This is a genomic window from Pseudomonas sp. LY-1 (assembly GCF_053502595.1).
The window spans coordinates 914,776-937,208 of the sequence record NZ_CP094353.1 but is presented as its reverse complement, the minus strand read 5'-3'; the positions used below and the strand labels follow the sequence as shown (position 1 = coordinate 937,208).

General features: G+C 64.2%; 17 protein-coding genes and 1 pseudogene. 13 read left to right on the top strand and 5 right to left on the bottom strand.

The genetic code is table 11. The features are described from left to right. Positions 1-44 precede the first annotated feature (44 nt). The 4 genes from cobJ to cobG are packed head-to-tail and all read right to left on the bottom strand — an operon-like array spanning position 45 to position 4,384. The gene (gene cobJ, locus MOQ67_RS04130; protein ID WP_198718361.1) at positions 45-1,682 is read right to left on the bottom strand and encodes a precorrin-3B C(17)-methyltransferase; all 1,638 of its coding nucleotides are present in this window, start codon (positions 1,680-1,682) and stop codon (positions 45-47) included. After that, positions 1,682-2,413 carry a precorrin-2 C(20)-methyltransferase gene (locus tag MOQ67_RS04125; protein WP_017849677.1) on the bottom strand — a complete coding sequence of 244 codons (732 nt, stop codon included), beginning with the start codon at positions 2,411-2,413 and terminating at the stop codon, positions 1,682-1,684. Before MOQ67_RS04125 ends, cobJ begins: the two co-directional genes overlap by 1 nt. Then, positions 2,413-3,039 (bottom strand): precorrin-8X methylmutase, encoded by a 627-nt coding sequence (locus MOQ67_RS04120; protein ID WP_017849678.1) that lies wholly within the window; start codon positions 3,037-3,039, stop codon positions 2,413-2,415. Before MOQ67_RS04120 ends, MOQ67_RS04125 begins: the two co-directional genes overlap by 1 nt. Further along, entirely contained in the window at positions 3,032-4,384 is a 1,353-nt protein-coding gene (gene cobG, locus MOQ67_RS04115; RefSeq protein ID WP_198718360.1) for a precorrin-3B synthase, read from the bottom strand. Before cobG ends, MOQ67_RS04120 begins: the two co-directional genes overlap by 8 nt. A gap of 38 nt (positions 4,385-4,422) precedes the next feature. Here cobG and cbiE point away from each other — a divergent pair, with 38 nt between their 5' ends. The 9 genes from cbiE (at position 4,423) to MOQ67_RS04070 (ending at position 12,423) form a co-directional block, all read left to right on the top strand. Continuing rightward, positions 4,423-5,628 (top strand): precorrin-6y C5,15-methyltransferase (decarboxylating) subunit CbiE, encoded by a 1,206-nt coding sequence (gene cbiE, locus MOQ67_RS04110; RefSeq protein WP_198718359.1) that lies wholly within the window; start codon positions 4,423-4,425, stop codon positions 5,626-5,628. Next, positions 5,625-6,344 (top strand): cobalt-precorrin-6A reductase, encoded by a 720-nt coding sequence (locus tag MOQ67_RS04105; protein WP_198718358.1) that lies wholly within the window; start codon positions 5,625-5,627, stop codon positions 6,342-6,344. Before cbiE ends, MOQ67_RS04105 begins: the two co-directional genes overlap by 4 nt. Before the next feature lie 356 nt (positions 6,345-6,700). After that, entirely contained in the window at positions 6,701-7,003 is a 303-nt protein-coding gene (locus MOQ67_RS04100) for a type II toxin-antitoxin system RelE/ParE family toxin (protein ID WP_198718357.1), read from the top strand. 3 nt (positions 7,004-7,006) lie between these two features. Further along, entirely contained in the window at positions 7,007-7,297 is a 291-nt protein-coding gene (locus MOQ67_RS04095; RefSeq protein ID WP_198718356.1) for an addiction module antidote protein, read from the top strand. Between the two features lie 96 nt (positions 7,298-7,393). Then, complete coding sequence (locus MOQ67_RS04090; RefSeq protein ID WP_198718355.1) at positions 7,394-7,789, top strand: DUF2946 domain-containing protein; 396 nt, start codon at positions 7,394-7,396, stop codon at positions 7,787-7,789. 47 nt (positions 7,790-7,836) lie between these two features. Beyond that, positions 7,837-8,319 (top strand): copper chaperone PCu(A)C, encoded by a 483-nt coding sequence (locus MOQ67_RS04085; protein ID WP_046384861.1) that lies wholly within the window; start codon positions 7,837-7,839, stop codon positions 8,317-8,319. A gap of 11 nt (positions 8,320-8,330) precedes the next feature. Continuing rightward, positions 8,331-8,768, top strand: coding sequence for a DUF2946 domain-containing protein (locus MOQ67_RS04080; protein ID WP_198718354.1), 438 nt, complete (start codon positions 8,331-8,333; stop codon positions 8,766-8,768). Positions 8,769-8,861: 93 nt separating this feature from the next. Continuing rightward, on the top strand, positions 8,862-10,937 hold the full coding sequence (locus MOQ67_RS04075; RefSeq protein ID WP_026140374.1) for a TonB-dependent copper receptor: 2,076 nt from the start codon (positions 8,862-8,864) through the stop codon (positions 10,935-10,937). 115 nt (positions 10,938-11,052) lie between these two features. Continuing rightward, complete coding sequence (locus tag MOQ67_RS04070) at positions 11,053-12,423, top strand: PepSY-associated TM helix domain-containing protein (protein ID WP_198718353.1); 1,371 nt, start codon at positions 11,053-11,055, stop codon at positions 12,421-12,423. 75 nt (positions 12,424-12,498) lie between these two features. Here MOQ67_RS04070 and MOQ67_RS04065 read toward each other — a convergent pair whose 3' ends face one another. Further along, positions 12,499-17,106 carry a DUF4329 domain-containing protein gene (locus MOQ67_RS04065; RefSeq protein WP_198718352.1) on the bottom strand — a complete coding sequence of 1,536 codons (4,608 nt, stop codon included), beginning with the start codon at positions 17,104-17,106 and terminating at the stop codon, positions 12,499-12,501. A 475-nt stretch (positions 17,107-17,581) separates the two neighbouring features. On the opposite strand from MOQ67_RS04065, the gene urtA reads away from it, so the two are divergent. From urtA to urtD, 4 genes and pseudogenes are all read left to right on the top strand, one after another. Next, positions 17,582-18,847: an urea ABC transporter substrate-binding protein gene (urtA, locus tag MOQ67_RS04060; protein WP_017849694.1), complete on the top strand. Its 1,266-nt coding sequence runs from the start codon at positions 17,582-17,584 to the stop codon at positions 18,845-18,847. A 142-nt stretch (positions 18,848-18,989) separates the two neighbouring features. Further along, positions 18,990-20,493: pseudogene (gene urtB, locus MOQ67_RS04055) on the top strand (urea ABC transporter permease subunit UrtB). After that, positions 20,493-21,572 (top strand): urea ABC transporter permease subunit UrtC, encoded by a 1,080-nt coding sequence (gene urtC / locus MOQ67_RS04050; RefSeq protein ID WP_017849696.1) that lies wholly within the window; start codon positions 20,493-20,495, stop codon positions 21,570-21,572. The pseudogene urtB and the gene urtC overlap by 1 nt, the downstream one beginning before the upstream one ends. Next, entirely contained in the window at positions 21,569-22,417 is an 849-nt protein-coding gene (gene urtD / locus MOQ67_RS04045; RefSeq protein ID WP_198718351.1) for an urea ABC transporter ATP-binding protein UrtD, read from the top strand. Before urtC ends, urtD begins: the two co-directional genes overlap by 4 nt. Positions 22,418-22,433: the final 16 nt, after the last annotated feature.

Below are 22,433 nucleotides of genomic sequence, written 5' to 3'. Positions count from 1 at the left end.
CACCCAGCGTCATTCGGAGCTTTCCGGCGCTCGCGCGGCGGTTTTCAGGAGGCCGGTTTTTCGCCATACCAGCGCGGCGTGTACACCCACTCACCGCCGCCGGCGCGCGGGAACGCGCAGGTGGTGGACGAGCCGATCAGCACCATGGTCCGCATGTCCACCTGTTCCGGGGTCAATTGACCCAGCGTGGTCACGCGCAGGGTCTGGCCCGGTCGCCCGATATCGCGGCCCAGCACCACCGGCGTTGCGGCGTTGCGGTGTTGCGCGACAATCTCCAGGGCACGCCCCAGTTGCCACGGCCGCGCACGCGAGATCGGGTTGTAGAACGCCAGGGCCAGGTCGGCCTGGGACGCGAGGTCCAGGCGCTGCTCGATGATCGACCAGGGCTTGAGGTTGTCCGACAGCGACATCACGCAGAAGTCGTGCCCCAACGGCGCGCCGGCCTGGGCCGCGGTGGCCAGGGACGCGGAAACGCCCGGCAGGATTTCCAGCTCGACCTGGTGCCAGGCCGGGTCGTCGGACTCGTGCAGCGCCTCGATCACCGCCGCCGCCATGGCGAACACACCAGGGTCGCCGGACGACACCACCACCACCGAACGGCCTTGGGCGGCCAGCGCGAAAGCGTGGCGGGCGCGCTGCATTTCTTCACGGTTGTCGGTGCAATGCTGCACCTGATCGGCGCGGAACGGCCCGGCCATGCGGACGTAGGTTTCGTACCCCAGCACATCGGTACAGCGCGCCAGTTCGGCCTTCACCGCCGGCACCATCAGGTCGGCGGCGCCAGGGCCAAGGCCGATCACCGCAAGACGGCCACGCGGGCGACCGACCTGGGACACGTCCAAGGGCTGCTCGGCGACCGAAACAACGATGTCCGCCGCTTGCTCCACCTCGGCGAAACGCAGCGGCACGCCTAATTCCAACGCCGCTTCGTGCAACGACGGTTCGGCCATCTGGGTATCGCTGGCCAACAGGCAGGCCAGTGACTGCAGGGCAATCCCCGAGGCATGCAACGCGCCACGCACACGCTGCGCCAATTGCGCGCCGGGCTTGCAGGTGACGCACACGCTCTGTGGATAAATCAGCAACTCGTTGGCCGCCGGTACGCGCTCGGCGCTGCCTACGTGGATCGCCAGGCGCGCCTGTCGGTCCTGCGCCAGGTTGGCCTGGTCAAGCCACGGCGCCGCGCCTTCGATACGCACGCTTTCGCCGGCGAGCAGGTCGCTGACGAAGCGCTTGCCCAGTTCCAGGTCCGCCAGTTGATAACCGGCCGGCGGGTTGAGCAGGCACGTGCCGAAACGCAGCTCGCCACTGGTGGTGATCGCAGCGGCCACGCCCAACGCCGCGGCAATCTCCCGCGCCATGTCATTCACCCCGCCCAGGCCACCGAGCAACGGCACCACCGCGCTGCCGTCTTCGGCCACGGCCAGTACGGCGGGCTCTTCGCCTTTTTCCAGCAGCAGCGGCGCCAGGGTGCGGATCACGATACCGGCGGCGCACAGCGCGATCAGCGGCGTGCCTTGCTGATAGAGCTGGCGCAGGGTCGTGCCGAATTCGCGGTAGGTCTGGTCCGCGCCGTCGACCCGGCCCAGCAGGCCGTGGATCACCGCACCCGGATACACCTGCGCAATCCTGCGCGCCGTGGCCAGGCTGCCCTGCCCGAGGATGACAATCGCCGGGCGCATCAACCTTGCCACCGTTCACCGGGCACGATGATCAGCGAGAAATACGGCGAGGACATCGGCTCGACTTGATCCAGCGGGACGATTTTCTGGTTGGCCATGGTCGCGCGCTCCACATACAGCGCACGCTCGGCCAGGCCGAGTTCTTCGAGCACCTGGCGCACCTTGGGGAAGTTGCGCCCCAGCTTCATGATCACCGCCGCATCGGCATCCGCCAGGCGGCGCTTGAGGTCTTCATGGGGCAGCACCCCCGACAGCACCGACAGGCTCTGGTTGCGATACACCAGCGGCGCACCGAGCACCGAGGCGCCACCGAGCATCGAACACACGCCGGGGATGACCTGCGCTTCGTAGCGCTCGGCCAGACGGTCATGCAGGTACATGTAGGAGCCGTAGAAGAACGGGTCACCTTCACAGATCACCGCCACATCGCGGCCGGCGTCCAGGTGCGCGGCGACGTCCTGGCTGGCGCTGTCATAGAAATCGCTGATCACCTGTTCATAGGACAGTGGCGCCGGCAACGCTTCGGTGGTCACCGGGTACACCAGTGGCATCAGGGTTTGCTGCGCCACCAGGTGGTCTTCGATGATGCCGAAGGCGTTGCCCTTTTTGCCCTTGGCCACGAAGTACGCCACCACCGGCGATTCGCGCAGCAGGCGCAGGGCCTTGAGGGTGATCAGTTCCGGGTCGCCGGGGCCGACGCCCAGGCCGATCAAACGTCCACGTGCCGGCATTATTCGACCTCCGTGGCCAGGGCATTGACCGCCGCGGCCGCCATCGCACTGCCGCCCAGGCGGCCCTGCATGATCACGAACGGCACGCCACGGCTGTCGGCGGCCAGCATCGCCTTGGATTCGGCGGCGCCGACGAAGCCCACCGGGAAGCCAAGGATCAACGCCGGTTTCGGCGCGCCGGCGTCGAGCATTTCCAGCAGGTAGAACAAGGCGGTCGGCGCATTGCCGATCACCACCACACTGCCGGCCAGGTGCGGGCGCCACAGTTCCAGGGCGGCGGCGGAGCGGGTGTTGCCCAGCTTCTGCGCCAACGCCGGCACGCGTTCGTCGCGCAGGGTACAGATCACTTCGTTGTTGGCCGGCAGCCGCGCACGGGTCACGCCTTCGGACACCATCCGCGCATCGCACAGAATCGGCGCACCGGCGGCCAGCGCCTCGCGCCCGGCCCTGCCTGCGCCTGCGGAGAACTGCAGGCCGTCGATCGCCTCGACCATGCCGCAGGCATGAATCACGCGCACCGCGAGTTTTTCCAGGTCGGCCGGGATGCGCTCCAACCTGGCTTCCGCGCGAATAATGGCGAAGGAGTTGCGATAGATCTCCTGACCGTCGCGGATGTAATCAATCATCGGTGTTGCTCCGTGGGTGAGCGCGCAGCAGGGCGCCCGCCGCTTCAATAGAAAGAGTGCACGCGTGCAGCCGGCCGAAACCGGGCTGGGCTGCTTCGCGAAAATAGACGTCGTAATGGCCGGGGCTGACCGCCAGCAAGGTCACCGGCGCGATGTGCGCGGCGGCGCAGGAACGCGCGCAGCCAGACAGATGTACCGCGTGGCCGGGGCGCAGCGCGGCCAGTTGCATCGCGTCGGCCTTGGTATCGGCCAGGCCTTTGCCGCAGCCGCTGGAGCCGGTGCAGGCGATCAACTGCGCCAGCGGCTGGTCGGCCGAGCAGAGGAAGCCCAGTTGTTCCAGGCGCGCGGTGATCGCGGCGGCATCCTGGCATTTGGCGTTGGGCAGCAGCAGACCTTGCCAGGGGGTAAAGCGCAGCGTGCCGTCGCCATACTCATCGGCGAGTTGCGCGGCGCCCTTGAGCATGGAGGCGTCGAGTCGACCCAGCGGCGTCACGGCGGCCACGTAGACCCGACCGTGCTGACGCTGTGGATAACTTCCCAGGTGCAGCCACGCCCCGCTGGCCGGGCGCTTGAAGCCATCGACCGGCAATAACGGCAGGTCCAGCCCGACCAGGAAGTTATCCACAGGCAGATGACGCATGCGTGTTTGCGCCGGCGTGGCCAGGTCCAGAAACCGTTCCAACACCGCCACCACCAAGGCATGCCCCTGCTCCAAGCGCACGGCCGCCAACGGCGCATCCAACCCCGGGCAGCCGGCCAGGCCGAACGCGAGCAGTGTTTCGCCGCCCTGCTCAAAGGCCGACAGCCACAGGTCATGGTGATGTTCGAGCATCGCCAGGGCTTCACCGCCATCCAGTTGCACCGCGAACTTGGCCGACAGTTCGTGGAAGCGCGTGTGGTTTTGCAGGGTGGCGAGGATCTGGTCGGCCAGCGGGCGCGTATCGAACAGCATCTGCGGGTCGATACCGGCGCTGGGGCTGAGCATCAGGTTGCGCACGTCGTCACCGGCGGCGGTGCTGGGGCCGAGGCCCGCGGCAAGGAGCATCGCGATCAAAGCCTGCTGCTCGGCACCGATCCCGCGGATCTGCAGGTTGGCGCGGTTGGTCGCCTCGATCACCCCGCCCGCATAGGCCTGGGCCGCGTCCGCCACGGCATGGGCTTGTGCGGCGCTGATCGCGCCGCCGGCCAGTTTGATCCGGCAAATGCCGCCGTCCAACGCCTGGACGATACGCAGCAACCCCGGGCAAGCCGAGGGGCGCAAGGTGTTCAGAGCAGGGATTGGGTTCACGGGGCTACCGGTTCGCGGGTCAAGGCGCGGTATTATGCCTGCTTTGTCCGACGGCATGAAAAGCCTGCCCGTCGGATGTCGTTCAAGGAATTCATATGTCGCCCTGGCTGACGGTAATAGGCATCGGTGAAGACGGCTTCAAAGGGCTCGGCAGAAACGCCCGGCACGCCGTGTTGCGTGCCGCGCGGATCATCGGTGGCCAGCGCCAATTGGACCTGTTGCCAGTGTGCGTGCGCGGCGAACGCCAGTTGTGGCCGAGCCCGTTTTCCCTGGCGCCGCTATTGGCGCGACGCGGTGAACCGGTGTGCGTGCTGGCCAGCGGCGATCCGATGTTCTACGGCGTCGGCGCCAGCCTGGCGCGGCAGGTGCCGGCTGAAGAGATGCTGATTTTGCCGGCGCCCTCCTCTGTGTCGCTGGCGGCGGCGCGTCTGGGCTGGGCGTTGCAGGACGTGATGACGTTATCGGTGGTGGCCCGGCCCTTGGCGGCGTTGAATGCACATCTGGCCAGCGGCGTGCGCTTGCTGGTGTTGAGCAATGACGGGCAGAGCCCTGCCGCGATTGCGGCGCTGTTGGCTGAATCCGGCTTTGGGCCGAGCCGCCTCAGCGTCTTTGAACACCTGGGCGGCGCGGCTGAGCGGCGTGTCGATGGCGTGGCCCACGCTTGGCCGCACGCTGCGGTCGCCGATCTGAACCTGGTCGCCATCGACTGCCTGGCCGACGCCGATGCCCCGCGCCTGTCGCGCCTCGCCGGCCTGCCGGATGTGGCATTCAAACACGACGGCCAACTGACCAAGCGCGACGTGCGCGCCATGACCCTGGCCCGCCTGGCGCCACTGCCCGGCGAATTGCTCTGGGACGTGGGTGCGGGCAGCGGCTCCATCGGCATCGAGTGGATGCGCGCCCACCCGAGCTGCCGCGCCTTGGCGATTGAAGCCGATGCCGGCCGCCAAGGCCTGATCGAACATAACCGCGACGCCCTCGGCGTGCCCGGCCTGCAACTGGTGCGCGGCACCGCACCCGCGGCCCTCGGCGGCCTGGAAACGCCCGACGCGATCTTCATCGGCGGCGGCGTCACCCGCGACGGCGTGCTCGAGACCTGCTGGCAGCACCTGCGCCCCGGTGGCCGCCTGGTCGCCAACGCCGTGACCCTGCAAAGCGAAATGACCCTGATGGCCTGGCGCGCCCAACACGGCGGCGAACTGACCCGCCTCCACGTGGCCCAGGCCCAGCCGCTCGGTGAATTCGACACCTGGCGCCAGGCGCTGCCGATCACCCTGCTGGACGTGATCAAGCCCCTATGAAACCGATCCTGCTACTGGGCGGCGTCACCGAAGCCCTCGCCATCGCCCGCACCCTCGGCCCCGAACATATCTACAGTCTGGCCGGTGTGGGCCGCGTGCCGACCGACCTCACCTGCCAGGTGCGTGTCGGCGGCTACGGCGGGGTTGAAGGGTTGGCGCAGTTCGTGCGCGACGAACACATCGGCCTGATCCTCGACGCCACCCACCCGTATGCGGCACAGATCAGCCAAAACGCCGCCCAGGCAGCACGGTTGTGCGGTGTACCGTGTTGGGCCCTGCGCCGCCCGGCGTGGCGACCGCAAGCGGGGGATGACTGGCGCGAAGTCGCTGACTGGGCCGAGCTGATCGAGGCCCTGAAACCCTTCAAGCGCCCGCTGTTCACCTTGGGCCGCGAGCCGTTGCAGCATCTTGATGAGATCCCGCAGGAGCAGTTCTGGACACTGCGCGCGTTGGAGGTGTATCCGGGCAATGAACGCTGCGAAGTCATCGGCGCGCGTGGGCCGTTTCTGATCGAAAACGAGCGTGCGTTGTTCGAACGACAAAAGATCGATGTACTGATCAGCAAGAACAGTGGCAGCACCGCCACCGAACCGAAGCTGGAAGTGGCACGCGAGCGAGGGGTGCCGGTGTTGGTGTTGAGGCGGCCGGTGTTGGCTGCGGCGGATCGAGAATTTACAACCGTGGCTGCGGTGCTACAGGCAATATCGTCTCGCTAAACGACACCTCGCCAATATGGGAACTTGCTCCCGTTCAACGGCGTAGCAGTCGCATGATCGCTGAGTTTGCATCGATGTCCGCAGACTAGAGATCACGTTTGCGACCAGCAACCTCAAACAAGGTGTCGCACGTTTCTGTTTGTACGAAGACCTAGCCAAAACACCCACTGTTTGGTTTACCCAGCAGAAAGACGATTCACCTTACGACCAACTCCGAACCAGCCGGCTAGTTCAGCCAAAAGCTCCCGCCCTAACCTCCCCTCTCGCGGTTTTGCACCCGCTTCCGCGATGGGGATGCACTGCAGTTGCAGCGCGTCGCAACTTGCCATCCTGTATCCCAAGGAATACGATTTGCGATGATTGAGTTCGAAGAATCCATTGAGTTTGTCAAATGGCTCGAAGCAATGCGCGATCCGCTCGCAAAAGTACGCATTGTGACAAGGCTGCACATGGCGCAAGCAGGAAACTTCGGCGACTGTGAGGCTGTAGGAGAGGGCGTTTGCGAAATGCGAATCCACCAAGGCCCCGGGTATTGGGTTTACTTCACTCGCCGAGACAAGGTGGTTTATCTGCTGCTGATGGGCGGCGACAAATCAACACAAAGCCGAGACATCCAGCGTGCAATACATATGGCAAAAAATCTTGGCCGCAAGGAGTGACTTATGAGCGAATCCTTTACCCGTTTTGATGCCGCAAAATATCTCAAGACTCCTTTTGAGATGGCCGCCTATCTGGATGCTTGCTTTGAAGAAGATGCTGGCGACGGTCTGTTGATTCGCACAGCGCTGAACGATATCGCTCGCGCCCAAGGCATGACCCAAGTCGCTCGCGACGCCGGCCTGGGACGAGAAAGTTTGTACAAAGCCCTCTCCAGCACTGGCAATCCCGAGTTCGCGACTATCATGAAAGTCATGAAAGCGCTGGGCCTCAAGCTTCACGCCACCGCGGTCTGACACACTGCGACACCAAACCACACCGCCACTTTTTACTTATCCCCCCCGATCAGGCTAAATACCCGCCTGATCGTTTAACCCTACGGATTGTCCGCCATGGCCCGTCAACGCTTTGCAATCGTCTGGATCGCCTGCTTTGCAGTGCTGTTCAACGCCTTTGCCATGCCGCTGGCCGGGGCGATGCAGCAGTCCAAGGACCCCGCGCAGCAACTGTTGTGGGGCAGTTTCTGTTCGTCCAATGGCGCCAGCCTGAAAACCGTTGCCCTGGGCAAGTTGGATATTCCGGCACCGGCGCAGGACGATCATTCCGCCATGCAGCATTGCTGGTGTTGCCCGGGCTCGGCGCCGTTGGTGGCGTTGCCGGGGCATGTGCCGCAGTTGTATGTCACGCGGTTCGAGGCGGCGCAGAGCCTGCCACCGCCGTCATTGCAGTCCCCGACGCCGCGCCAGCAATGGCCGAGCCTTAACCCGCGCGCCTCTCCAACGGTCTGATGGTCTTCGCAAGTGAACTGCGTTTAGAACCGTTCTGGAGAACTGCCATGCTCAAATCTTCCCTGCTTCTGGCCGCATTGCTGCTGCCGGTGTTCAGTGCTGCCAATGCCGACGACTTCAAGGCCGGCGACCTGCTGGTCAGCGACCCCTGGTCCCAGGAATTGCCCCCCAACGCGCCGACCGTCGCGGCCTACTTTGTGGTTCACAATACCGGCGAAACCCCGGACCGCCTGCTCAGCGCCAAGACGCCGGTGGCGGACAAGGCCGAACTGCATGAGCATGTGATGCAAGGCGCATTGATGAAGATGCAACAAGTGCCCAGCGTTGCCGTACCGGCCAAGGGTGACTTGACCTTCGCGCCCATGGCCTATCACGTGATGTTGCTGGGCCTCAAAGACCGCAGCGTGCTGGCCGACGGCAAGCACTTCCCACTGACCCTGACCTTCGAAAAAGCCGGGGACGTCGAGGTGCAAGTGTCCGTGCAGAAAGTCCCGCCGATGGCGCCCCACGAGCATAAACACGGCGAGTAGGCCAACACTCGATGGGCGCCCCTCGCGCCAGGTTGTCCGCGCCGCGCCGCAGGCCCGTGAGCCTTAAGCGCGGCAGTTGGATCAGCCTGTTCGCCATGCTGATGATCTTTATCGGTCCGCTGATTTCCCAAGCGATGCCGATGAATCAGCACGCCGGTATGTCCATGAGCATGAGCATGAGCATGTCCATGGACATGCCCGAGTGCCACGGCGAACCGCAACACCGTTCACCTCAAAAACAAGCCCCCGACGAACACCACGTCCTCTGGGAAAAGTGCGGCTATTGCAGCCTGCTCTTCAGTTGCCCGGCACTGCCCGGCAGCGTGTCCTACCTCACCCTCGGCGCCCCATCGCCGGCCAACGCCCTCATCCCCTCACCGCGCCTGGGCCATGCCCGGCAGAGCATTTTCCCCGGCGCGCGCAGCCGTGCCCCACCCATCGCCGCGTAAGCACTTGACACCGTTACTTCACCCCGGCCGACGTTAGACAGACAGCCACAGGCTGCTGGCCGTGTTGTTTACGATTTATAGATGGAATTTTTCATGTCCAGGTTTTCTGCTGACACCCGTTTGGGAAGCACTCCCGTGTTCGCCGTTCTGTGCGGCGCGCTCTTGATGCCACAGGCCCATGCCGATACCGATGAGCACGCCGAGCACGAACTGAGCCCCACCGTGATCACCGCGATCGCCCCCAGCTCGCCGCTGACCGTGGTCACCAACCCGAAAGACCCGCGCCAGCCAGTGCCCGCCAGCGACGGCGGCGACTATCTCAAGACCATCCCCGGCTTCGCCCTGGTGCGCAACGGCGGCACCAACGGCGACCCGGTGCTGCGCGGCATGTTCGGCTCGCGCCTGAACATCCTCACCAACGGCAGCATGATGCTCGGCGCCTGCCCGGGCCGGATGGACGCGCCCACTTCGTACATTTCCCCGGAAACCTACGACACACTCACCGTGATCAAAGGCCCGCAAACCGTGCTCTGGGGCCCGGGCGCGTCGGCCGGCACCATCCTGTTCGAGCGCGAGCCCGAGCATTTCGGCGAACTGGGCACGCGGCTCAACGCCAGCGTGCTGGCCGGCTCCAACGGGCGCTTCGACAAAGTCATCGACGCCGCTGCCGGCGGGCCCCTGGGTTACGTGCGGGTGATCGGCAACCAGGCACACGCCGACGACTACAAGGACGGCAACAACGACACCGTCGCCTCGCGCTACGACAAGTGGAACGGTGACGTCGCGGTCGGTTTCACCCCCGACGCCGACACCCTGCTCGAACTCACCGCCGGCCGCGGCGATGGCGAGGCGCGCTACGCCGGGCGCGGCATGGACGGCTCGCAGTTCCTGCGCGAAAGCCTGGGGCTGCGCTTCGAAAAATCCAATATCGGCGAGGTGCTGGACAAGGTCGAGGCCCAGGTCTACTACAACTACGCCGACCACGTCATGGACAACTACAGCCTGCGCGTCCCGTCGGGCACCGGGATGATGGCAGGCCCCATGGCCTCCAACGTCGACCGCCGCACCCTCGGCGCGCGGATCAAGGCGACCTGGCGCTGGGCCGACCTGCAACTGATCGGCGGTCTGGATGCGCAGACCAACGAACACCGCCAGCGCAGCAGCATGGGCGTCGACACCTACAAGGATTTGCCGCGCAACAAGGACGCCAACTTCCATAACTACGGCGTATTCGGCGAACTGACCTGGTACGCCGCCGACCGCGACCGCCTGATCACCGGCGCGCGCCTGGACCGCGCCTCAGCCCGGGACTTCCGCCAGACCATCGGCTCAGGCATGTCGGCACGCGCCAACCCGACCGCCGATGACACCCGCGCCGACACCCTGCCCTCGGGCTTCATGCGCTACGAGCACGACCTGGCAGACACCCCGACCACGCTCTACGCCGGGCTGGGCCACGCCGAACGCTTCCCGGATTACTGGGAACTGTTTTCCCCCAACACCGGCGCGGCCGGTTCGGTCAACGCGTTCGATGGCGTGAAACCGGAAAAAACCACCCAGCTCGACTTCGGCGCGCAATACAAGACTGCCGACCTCGAAGCCTGGGCCTCGGGTTACGTCGGCCAGGTACGCGACTTCATCCTGTTCGACTACCGGACCGGAATGATGGGCACCACGTCCCAGGCGCGCAACGTCGACGCACGGATCATGGGCGGCGAACTGGGCGCGGCGTACAAGCTGACCCAAAACTGGAAGGCCGACGCCACCCTCGCTTACGCCTGGGGCAAGAACAGCAGCGACGGCAAGCCCCTGCCGCAAATGCCGCCGCTGGATGCGCGCCTGGGCCTGACCTACAGCGAGGACGACTGGAGCGCCGGCGCCCTGTGGCGAGTGGTCGCCGCGCAAAACCGCATCGATCAGAACAAAGGCAACGTGGTCGGCAAGGACTACGACAAGAGCGGCGGCTTTGGCGTGTTCTCGCTGAACGCGGCGTACCGCATCAATAAAAACTTCAAGGTCAGTACCGGCGTCGACAACCTGTTCGGCAAAGCCTACGCCGAGCATTTGAACCTGGCCGGCAACGCCGGGTTCGGCTACCCGGCCAACGATCCGCAGGCCATCAAGGAGCCGGGGCGCACGCTCTGGACCAAGGTCGACATGAGCTTCTAAAGCATCGGGGGCAACCCCCCTCCCACACTTGAAATGCACTTCAAATGTGGGAGGGGGCTTGCCCCCGATGGCGGTGTAACTGCCCCAAAAAAACAAAACCTTGCGGAGCCCCCTGATGAGCACACAAAAAATCTCCTTCTACAACCTGGCCTGGCGTTGGCACTTCTACGCCGGGCTGTTTGTCGCCCCCTTCATGGTGCTGCTGGCCCTGACCGGCATCATCTACCTGTTCAAGCCCCAGCTCGACCCGCTGATGTACGGCCACCTGCTCACCGTCCCCGCCGCCGAACGCGCGCTGAGCGCCGACGAGCAACTGCAACGCGCCAAGGCCGCCTACCCCCAGGGCACGCTCAGCAAATACCTGCCACCGGCCGACGCCACCAGCAGCGCACAGTTCGTCATGCACAACAGCGGCCGCGAAATGACGGTGTTCGTCGACCCGTATCGCGGCACCGTGCTCGGCACGCAGGACGCGAAAAACAACCTGCAAGCCATCGCCCGCGCCCTGCACGGCGAGTTGATGATCGGCACCGTGGGTGACCGCCTGGTCGAGCTCGCTGCCGGTTGGGGCGTGATGCTGGTGATCTCAGGCATGTACTTGTGGTGGCCGCGCGGCAAGTCATCGTCCGGGGTGCTGTGGCCGCGCTTCAACACCCGTGGCCGTGTGTTCTGGCGCGACCTGCATGTCGTCACCGGTTTCTGGGGCGCGGCGTTGTTGCTGGTGATGCTGCTCAGCGGCATGGCCTGGACCGGCTTTTGGGGCAAGCAATACGCCGACCTGTGGAACCGCTTCCCGGCGGCGATGTGGAACAACGTGCCGACCTCCGATCAACAGGCGCGCGTGCTCAACACCGCGACGCAACAGACCGTGCCCTGGGCCATGGAAAACACACCGATGCCGGTGTCCGGCGACCATGCCGAACACATGAACCACGGCGCGATGCATGCCGCCCCCGCCGCGCCCACCATCAGCCTGCAACAGGTGGTCGACCTGGCCACCTCGCGCAAGGTCGAGCCCGGCTACAGCATCACCCCGCCCACCACCGCCGAGGGCGTATTCACTGTCTCGGTGTTCGCCAACGACCCGCGCAATGACGCCACCCTGCATGTGGACCAGTACACCGGCAAGGTCCTCGCCGATGTGCGCTGGGAACACTACAACGGCGTGGCGCGGGCGACCGAGACCGGCGTGATGTTGCACGAGGGCAAGATGTTCGGCTGGGTGAATCAACTGATCGTGCTGCTGATCTGCCTGATGATCCTGCTCAGTGCCGTCAGCGGCGTGGTGATCTGGTGGAAACGGCGGCCGGTGGGCGGCCTCGGAGTGCCGCCGTTGCGTCATGACCTGCCGAAGTGGAAAACCGCGATGGTGATCATGCTCGGGCTGGCGATCGCCTTCCCGTTGGTGGGCGCGTCGTTGATCGTCGTGTGGGCGCTCGATCGTCTGCTGCTGTCGCGGCTGTTTGCGCAGCCTTCGCGGGTTTGACGCCCGGGTGCCGGTCAAGTGCCGCCGGGGACCGGGCGATCCACGGCGGCCGGCTTGGTCAGCGCCGCGCCGTTGTCAGAGTTCGTCTTTGTCCCGGCCGTACAGCACGGCTTGCGGGTCCGGCTCGGCGAGTACGTCCTTGACCTGCCATTCCGCCCCCAGCGCCCCCGGTCGCGTCCAGAAGGTATCGGTTTCCAACACACTCAACGTGCCGGCCGCGCGCAAGCCGCTGACCAGCACGCTGGGCGAAGGCGACGAGTCGACACTCAGCAGTCGCGTCTCGTCCGCCGTGAAACCCGGCACATACTTCAGGAGCGCACCGCCGCGACACGCCAGGTAGACACTCTCGGCGACCGGACGGTTACTGCGGATGATGTCCAGGTACAGGCGCAGATCATTTTTGTCGGCAAAATTGTCCAGCAACCGCTGATCCAGCGCCGATAGATTCAGGCCCAAAGGGATGACTTTGTAAAACGCCTGGAGCGCTTTGATGGTGTAGAAGAACAGCGGATGATCGGGGGTGATATCAAAGCCGAGATGACCGAACCAGAACAGCTGTGAAATCGTGTCCACCAACCACGCACGGTGATCCTCCACCGGCTCAAGCGCCACGAGCCCCCGCGCCTTTGGCGGCGCCAGCACGGCGCCGAGGTATTCGCGGCCCTTGAAGCCGCCCAGTTGTTTTTCGGCCCAGCGCGCGGCGTCGTCGGCATGACCGAACAGCGGCCCGCAAAAGGACAGGAAGTGTGGGTTGTCCTGGGCGGGCCAGGGCGCGGCCTTGGGTTGCCACTGCGCGGTGACGCTTTGTTCCTTGCCCCACACCGTGCTCCTGACACGCACATACAAGTCGCCCTTGGTCGCGAGCCCGCGCACGTAGTCGGCGACGCTGGAGGCGCCTTCGAGCAACTGCGGTCCGAGCGTTCGGGCCTCGCTGCTCAGCGCTTGCCCCTCGTGCTTTCGCAAGGAATACCTCAGCAGCGCGCCGTCGGCGCACAGCAGGTAGAGCGGCAGGGTACCGTTGCCGGCCAGGTTGCTGAGAAAATTGACCGCGCCGGCCAGTACCTGGGGCGAGAAGAAACTCAGCGCCATGTCATCGCTCGCCGGCGCAATCGCCACGGTGGAGGCGCACAGATACAAGCCATCCAGCGTATACCCCTGGGGCAACAGGCCATCGACGAAGACCTGTTCGAAACGCGTGTAATCGGCGCGCACCAGCGGCAAGGTCGTCATGTACAGGTTTTTCCGCGCATCCTTGAGTACATAACCGAACTGCACCTGTGCCTGCGGCGACGACACTCGCTGCACATGACGCACGGCGTCGTAAGCCTGGGTAAAGAGCGGACCGCACGGCGCATCGGCAAACACCTGCTTGATCGCCAGCGCCGCGACCTCGGCCAAGTCCGGCACGAACGGCCCGCTCAACCGTCGCGGGTGGCCCCACAGGCGGTTGCCGTTGACCACCCGCAGATCGCCGGCCTTCGCCACCTGCGTGACGAAGTCGACCGGGAGCAGCGCTCCGCTGCGCAGTTGCCGTTCGACTTCATTGTCGGCCACATCCCCCCTGACCAGGTTCAACGGCGCCAACGTCAGCTTGAGCGCCTCCTCCTCCGCCGACCCCGTCAGTTGATAACGCAGGATGCCCCCCTCGGGGCCAAACACGTATTCGCGCTTGATGTGGACTTCACGGAACAGCAGGTTCGACAGCACGCTCGTGGGCAACATGCTCTGGTAGACCGCCTTTTGCGTGGCCGAAAACAGTATCTGTGTCTCTTGCTTGAGCACCGAGCGGTAACGCGCGACGATGATACTTCCCGGCGGGTACAGCCCTTGCGCGATCGCCGGGTCGGGATAAATCCAGTTCAGCGCAAAGCCCTGGGGCGGCACCACCAGCGGATCAGTCGCGACGAACACACCATCGGGCAGCCTGAGCAGGACGCCGCCATAGGTGCGGCGCCGGCCCTCACCGACAATGCCCGCGGCATACCGTGCCGCATCGTCCGGGTTGGCAAACGCGGGCCCCACGCGACGGCGGGTCAGGTGTTCGTAACCGGTCCAGGTGCGCGACACCCGCCCTTGCTGGTCCCAGCATTGGCTGGTACGCACCACGTAGAGCTCGCCGCTGTTGGCCCACTCCCTGACAAAGGTCTGCGTCGTCTTTTCACCGGAGGCCAATGCGCTGGCGGCCTGTTCAAAGGCACTTTCCACCGGCCCGCCGCCGCCCACGCGAAATGGCAGCGCGACGAATCTCAACAGGGCCCCCTCCTGCGTTGAAAAGTACACCGGCAGGTTTCTACCGCCGTTGTACTTCACCCCTCTGCGCTGGCTCTCGTACAGCGCCTCGTACAACACCATCGGCATCACAAAATAGCGGGTCAGCCAGGCACTGGATGGCGACAGCCCGGTCGGTTGCCATTGCTGCGAACGAAACAGCCCGCAGAGCGAAAACCCAGCGGGAAACCGATAGTCATTGTCTTCTGTCGGCGCAAACACGCTGTTGAGATTGAACAGCTTGACCCGTTCATTGACGCCCACCACCTCGGTGGCCAGGTACAGCGCCTTGTCCCGGTGCTTGAGGATAAACGCAAAGTACGCCTGCTCCGGCAGGTTGCGCCCATGGACCCGCGCATGCAGATCGCGGGCGGCTTCGTCGGCCGTGCCGAACAACGCGCCATAGGTCACATAGTCGGGAGCGCCGGTTCTGGGCGCGTACTCGAAAGAGGGCGTCCAGTCTTTGTAGATCGGCGAACGCGGGCCCCATAACACATTGCCTTGGATCACCCGCAAGTCACCCGCCTCAGCCAACCGGGTGACCCACAGCGAGGGTTTGAACAGACCGCTGTCCAAACGTTTTTGCAGCACGCTGCCGGCCGGTTGCGGCGCAGCGCCGGCAGACACCAATGCCTCATGCGTGGAGCCGCTCGGGGTGTACGCCAGCAGGCAGTCCTCGGCGGCCGACATATACGCCGGGCGCCCCGACTGGATCACATCGTAGATTTGGGCGGTGCCAAAAATCTGCAGGTTGATGAGGGCGTCTTCGCGCGTCCAGTTGCGCTGCTTGACCCAGCCGGGGTCGACCATCGACAGCGCCGGGTGGGAGCCGTAGCGGCCGTGAATCGCGTAAGCCTCGGGTGGGATCAACGGGCCGGGTAGCTCCGTCGGAAAAAACAGCCTGAGGGCAAACGGGTTGGCGTCGCTGGCCAGGGGCTGGGTGATAAAGAAGCGGCCTTCTTTGTCCTTGAGTACATAGCCGCCGTAGGTTCGCTCGCGCCTTGGGCCGATCTGCTCGTGGGCATACACCGCTGCGTCGTGGGCAGAAATAAAGGGCGGGCTCAATACCGCCGGATAGAAACCGCTCAACACCGTCGAACGGTTGTCCAGCGGGCCGACGACACGCCAGAGCAAGCCGGCCTGGACCACTGACACCGACGTCGCGGCAATCACCCGGCGCACATAGTCACGCGGGCTGAGGCTGCCGGCCTTCAGCGCGGTCTGGGCGCCATTGTCACCGAGCACGCCATCGTCGCCGGTGTTGACCAGCGCGCCGGCATCACTGGGCGCTGGCACCTTGAGTTCAAGCAGTGCGTCATCCGAGGTTTCGATGTAAAGGCGCAAACCTCGGCTTTTGTTCTGTATGTCCCGGGTCGCTTCTGACTGCACGATGGCCGCCACCAGCTCCGCAGGGGTCGGGAATGTGGCATACAACCAGGACTCGTTTTCGGGGATGTCCGTTGGCGCGGCTTTAGAGCGGTAGTAGAGGGCTTCGAGCCGAAAGTTGGAGGGCAGCTTCAGTTTGCCGGAGGCTTGCTCGGGGAAGAGCCCGGTGGCAGAGAACAATGCCCTGGGCGCGAGCTCGGGGTAGGTCGCGATGTAACTTTCGCTTTGGGTGTGTTTCAGTACAAACCCGAAGGCGTACTCGCCAGCTGCCGACGCCGACAGGGCTAGGGCTGCCATCACGGCCAATTCAGGCTGTGCGAATACCTGGGTGAAAAATGGCTGCTCCTGGGTCACTTGCGTCACGGCGGCATTGACTCTCCAACCCCGCTTCATCTGCCCACGCACGCCTCCCCATTGGCGGTTGGGCACCACTACCCGCAGGTCGCCGGCATCGGCGGTCATCCAGATCAATGACTCCCGATCCGCAGAAGCCGGGAACGGCTCCTCGCCGAGAAGGCGCTTTCTCAGCAGGACCTCCGCTGCCGAACCCGAGGTTGTGTACTTAAGCAGCGAGCCCTCGGGGCCGCACAAATAATGAGCGCGCACCGAGCTGCGGTGCTCAATGATAAAACTCAGGTCCGCAGGCGAAAAAAAACTGATCATCATCGAAGCATGATCATCGCTAATCCCGGGGTTTCTCGCTTTCACCTGCTCCAGGTTCGGCGGGTGAGAATGGTAAAGCGCCTCGCAACTGTAGCCGTTGGGCGCGATGAAGTTGTCGTCGGCATCCGTGGCCAGCAAGATCCGATGATCGAAGGTCAACTGCTGGTCAGCGATTGGCGTCGTGGCGAAGTAGCGGTTGCCTTGTTTAAGAATGGCACCCCCGTATTCCTTGTCGGCCACCGAGTAGTCGATCCGCTCATACGCCCAACGGGCGGCATCGTCGGCCGACATAAACAAAGGGCTGAGCGCCGGAAGGACCGGTATATGTCCAGGGGTTTGTTGCGGCAGTTCCGTAAAGTCATTCATGTTTCACCTCATCGAAGAAAGCGTGCGTCCTGGCAAATAATCGCCGTGACGCACCCCTTCAAAGATGGAGTACACCGCTCGTTCAGAGACGGTAGATAGGTATGACTTATTTAGGTCCTGTACGAAAAGTACTGTCACAAACACCCAATCGCACACGCCAGTGAGGCCATTACTGCATCGCATTTCGCGAGCTTGTCAAAGCGCGTATCGATGTGGCGGCTCTCCCGTGTATTGAATGCAAAGCGCGAATCCCGGAAGACCCGGACAGCAGCGTGGCACCGCATATCCATGCCCTCTTTCGGGGCTCCCGCCTGCACGACCCTGCGACCGCGAGCCAAAGCGGTGCGCCAGGCTTGCCCGCGACACCCAGCGTGACGATTTAAGTGGAGGTTTCGGGCCTTAGGCACAGGCCTTGCTATGCACTCTTCAGCTTCCAACTCTGCCACTAAAAAATCAAATCCCCGGAGATCGCACCATGAAGCGTCGTAGTTTGCTCAAGGCTTTCACCCTATCGGCATCGATTGTCGCCATGGGCATGACCTGGACCGTGCAGGCCGCCGAGACCATCAAGGTCGGCATCCTGCATTCGTTGTCCGGCACCATGGCCATCTCCGAAACCTCGCTCAAAGACATGGCGTTGATGACCATCGACGAGATCAACGCCAAGGGCGGTGTGAACGGCAAGATGCTGGAACCGGTGGTGGTAGACCCGGCGTCGAACTGGCCGCTGTTCGCGGAAAAGAGCCGGCAGTTGCTGACCCAGGACAAGGTCGCCGTGGTATTTGGCTGCTGGACCTCGGTGTCGCGCAAATCGGTATTGCCGGTGTTCGAAGAACTCAACGGCCTGCTGTTCTACCCAGTGCAATACGAAGGCGAAGAGATGTCGCCGAACGTGTTCTATACCGGTGCAGCGCCGAACCAGCAGGCGATCCCGGCGGTGGAATACCTGATGAGCGAAGAAGGCGGCAGCGCCAAGCGCTTCTTCCTGCTGGGCACCGACTACGTGTACCCGCGCACCACCAACAAGATCCTGCGTTCGTTCCTGCATTCCAAAGGCGTCGCGGATAAAGACATCGAAGAGGTCTACACCCCGTTCGGCCACGCCGATTACCAGACCATCGTCGCCAACATCAAGAAATTCTCGGCGGGCGGCAAGACCGCGGTGATCTCCACCGTGAACGGCGACTCCAACGTGCCGTTCTACAAAGAGCTGGCCAACCAGGGCCTCAAAGCCACCGACGTGCCGGTGGTGGCGTTCTCGGTAGGCGAAGAAGAACTGCGCGGCATCGACACCAAGCCGCTGGTGGGCAACCTCGCCGCCTGGAACTACTTCCAGTCGGTAGAGAACCCGGTGAACACCAAATTCGTCGCCGACTGGAAAGCCTACGCCAAGAAACACAACCTGCCGGGCGCGGACAAAGCCGTGACCAACGACCCGATGGAAGCCACCTATGTGGGCATTCATATGTGGGCGCAGGCGGCGGAGAAGGCCAAGTCCACCGACGTCGACAAAGTGCGTGAAGCCCTCGCCGGCCAGACCTTCGCCGCGCCGTCGGGTTTCACCCTGACCATGGACAAGACCAACCACCACCTGCACAAGCCGGTGATGATCGGTGAGATCCAGGCCGACGGGCAGTTCTCGGTGGTGTGGCAGACCCAGGAACCGATCCGCGCACAGCCATGGAGCCCGTACATTCCTGGCAATGACAAAAAACCTGATTACGCCGTGAAAAGTAACTAAGCCCCGCCACGGCCCCCTGTGGGAGGGGGCTTGCCCCCGATAGCGGTGGATCAGTCAGTACATGCATTGCCTGACCCAGCGCTATCGGGAGCAAGCTCCCTCCCACATAAAGCCGACCCGTGCATGCTCAGGACATTTTGTTATGCCCACTGCCCTCTACCGCTTGATCCTCACGGCCTTGCTGTTGCTGCCTGTTGGCGCACACGCCGGCGACGCCGAAGACTTCCTCGCCGCCAACCCGACGCAACAAGCCAAACTGCTGCAGGACTGGGCCGCCCAGCCCGACCCGGCGCGCATCGAGTTGGTGGACGCGCTGCAACAAGGCCAACTGACGGTCAACGGTGAAACCAAGACCGTGCGCCTGAACAACCGCCTGCGCGGTCTGATCGACAACGTACAGGCCAGCCTGCAACTGCTCGCCGCCGACCCCAAGGTACGCCTGGCAGCCGCGCAGACCCTGCAAAAAACCGCGCAACCGGCGCAGCTCAAGTTCCTCGACCAGCGTGTCGCCGCCGAAACCGTCGAGGAGGTACACAGCGCCCTCAGCCTGGCCCTGGCCAACCTGCAACTGGTGGACAGCGACCCGCTGGTGCGTTTGGCCGCCGTGCGTCTGCTCGGCAGCACCGGCGACCCGCTGGCGCGCACACGCCTGGAAACCCTGCTCGCCCCCGGCGTGGAAACCGACGCCGCCGTGCATACCGCCGCCGAGACCAGCCTGGCCCAGGTCAAGCGCAAACTGATGCTGGGCGAACTGCTCGGCCAGGCCTTCAGCGGCATGTCCCTGGGCTCGATCCTGCTGCTCGCGGCCCTGGGCCTGGCGATCACGTTCGGCCTGCTGGGCGTGATCAACATGGCCCACGGCGAGATGCTGATGCTCGGCGCTTATTCCACCTATGTGGTGCAGTTGCTGATGCAGCGCTACGTGCCGCACGCCATCGAGTTCTACCCGCTGATCGCACTGCCGGTGGCGTTTTTCGTCACCGCCGCCATCGGCATGGCCCTGGAGCGCACGGTGATTCGTCACCTGTACGGCCGCCCCCTGGAAACCCTGCTCGCCACCTGGGGCATCAGCCTGATGCTGATCCAACTGGTGCGCCTGGTGTTCGGCGCGCAGAACGTCGAAGTGGCCAACCCCGCCTGGCTGTCCGGCGGCATTCAAGTGCTGCCCAACCTGGTGTTGCCGTACAACCGCATCGTGATCATCGCCTTCGCCCTGTGCGTGGTGGTGCTGACGTGGCTGCTGCTCAACAAGACGCGCCTGGGCCTCAACGTGCGCGCCGTCACCCCAGAACCGCAACATGGCCGCCTGCTGCGGCGTGCCCACCGGGCGCGTGGACATGCTCGCCTTTGGCCTGGGCTCCGGCATCGCCGGGCTCGGCGGTGTGGCGCTGAGCCAGATCGGCAACGTCGGCCCCGACCTGGGCCAGAGCTACATCATCGACTCCTTCCTGGTCGTGGTGCTCGGCGGTGTCGGCCAATTGGCCGGTAGCGTAATGGCCGCGTTCGGCCTGGGGATCGCCAACAAGATCCTCGAACCACAGATCGGCGCCGTGCTCGGCAAGATCCTGATCCTTGCGCTGATCATTCTGTTTATCCAGAAACGCCCGCAAGGCCTCTTCGCACTGAAAGGACGGGTGATCGACTGATGAACCAGCCATTGATGCTCACGGCCACGCAAAAGGCCGGTCCCAAGCTGACGATTGCCGTCGGCGCGCTGATCCTCGGCGTGCTGCTGGCGCTGCCGTTGCTGTCGCTGCTGCCAGCGGACAACGCGCTGCATGTCTCGGCCTACACCCTGACGCTGGTGGGCAAGATCCTCTGCTACGCCATCGTCGCCCTCGCGCTCGACCTGGTGTGGGGTTACGCCGGGATGCTGTCCCTCGGCCACGGCCTGTTCTTCGCCCTCGGCGGTTATGCCATGGGCATGTACCTGATGCGCCAGGCCTCCGGCGACGAGTTGCCGGCGTTCATGACCTTTTTGTCGTGGACCGAATTGCCCTGGTACTGGGTCGGCACCGAGCACTTCCTCTGGGCGCTGTGCCTGGTGGTACTGGCGCCGGGGTTGCTGGCGCTGGTGTTCGGCTTCTTCGCCTTCCGCTCGCGGATCAAGGGCGTGTATTTCTCGATCATGACCCAGGCGCTGACCTTCGCCGGGATGCTGTTGTTCTTTCGCAACGAGACCGGGTTCGGCGGCAATAACGGCTTCACCAACTTCCGCAGCATCCTCGGCTTCGGCATCACCGAACCGGGCACGCGCGCGGTGTTGTTTGCCGCCACCGTGCTGTTGCTGGTGAGCAGCCTGTACATCGGCTGGCGCCTGGCCCGCAGCAAGTTCGGCCGGGTGTTGACCGCCTTGCGCGATGCCGAGAACCGCCTGATGTTCTGCGGCTACGACCCGCGCGGTTTCAAGCTGTTCGTGTGGGTATTGAGCGCGGTGCTGTGCGGCTTGGCGGGGGCGTTGTACGTGCCGCAGGTGGGCATCATCAACCCCAGCGAAATGTCGCCAACCAATTCCATCGAAGCCGCTGTGTGGGTGGCCCTGGGTGGGCGCGGCACCTTGATCGGGCCGCTGCTCGGCGCCGGGGTGGTCAACGGCATGAAGAGCTGGTTCACCGTGGCGTTCCCGGAGTACTGGCTGTTCTTCCTGGGGGCGTTGTTCATCATCGTCACCCTGTATTTGCCCAAGGGTGTGATCGGCCTGTTGAAGAAACGGGGTGAACAATGAGAGTGACTGCGACGGCGGAATTTATGCTCGAACCTATTCTCGACGCTGGCAACGGCCGCGATGCGATCGGCATCGGCCAAGCCGCCGGCACGGGCCTCGATACGCGCCACGGCACGATCCTGACCCTGGAAGACATCAGCGTCAGCTTCGACGGTTTCAAGGCACTCAACGCCTTGAACCTCTACATCGGCGTCGGCGAACTGCGCTGCATCATCGGCCCCAACGGCGCCGGCAAAACCACGCTGATGGACGTGATCACCGGCAAGACCCGGCCCAGCCACGGCAACGCCTGGTTCGGCGAAACCCTCGACCTGACTGCGATGAGCGAAGTGCAGATCGCCCAGGCCGGCATTGGCCGCAAGTTCCAGAAACCCACGGTGTTCGAAGCCTTGAGCGTGTTCGAAAACCTGGAGCTGGCGCAGAAGACCGACAAGTCGGTGTGGGCCAGCCTGCGCGCACGCCTGAGCGGGGAACAGAAGGACCGCATCGATGAAGTGCTCGACACCATCCGCCTCACCGCCTCGGTGCATCACCCGGCTGGCCTGCTGTCCCACGGCCAGAAACAGTTCCTGGAAATCGGCATGCTGCTGATGCAAGACCCGCAGTTGTTGCTGCTCGACGAACCGGTGGCGGGCATGACCGACGCCGAAACCGAATTCACCGCCGAACTGTTCAAGCGCCTGGCGGGCAAGCACTCGCTGATGGTGGTGGAGCACGACATGGGGTTTGTCGGTTCGATTGCCGACCATGTGACCGTGTTGCACCAGGGCAGCGTGCTGGCTGAAGGGTCGCTGGAACAGGTGCAGGAAAACGAGCGCGTGATCGAGGTATACCTCGGGCGCTGAGTTCGCTTTTTTGTAG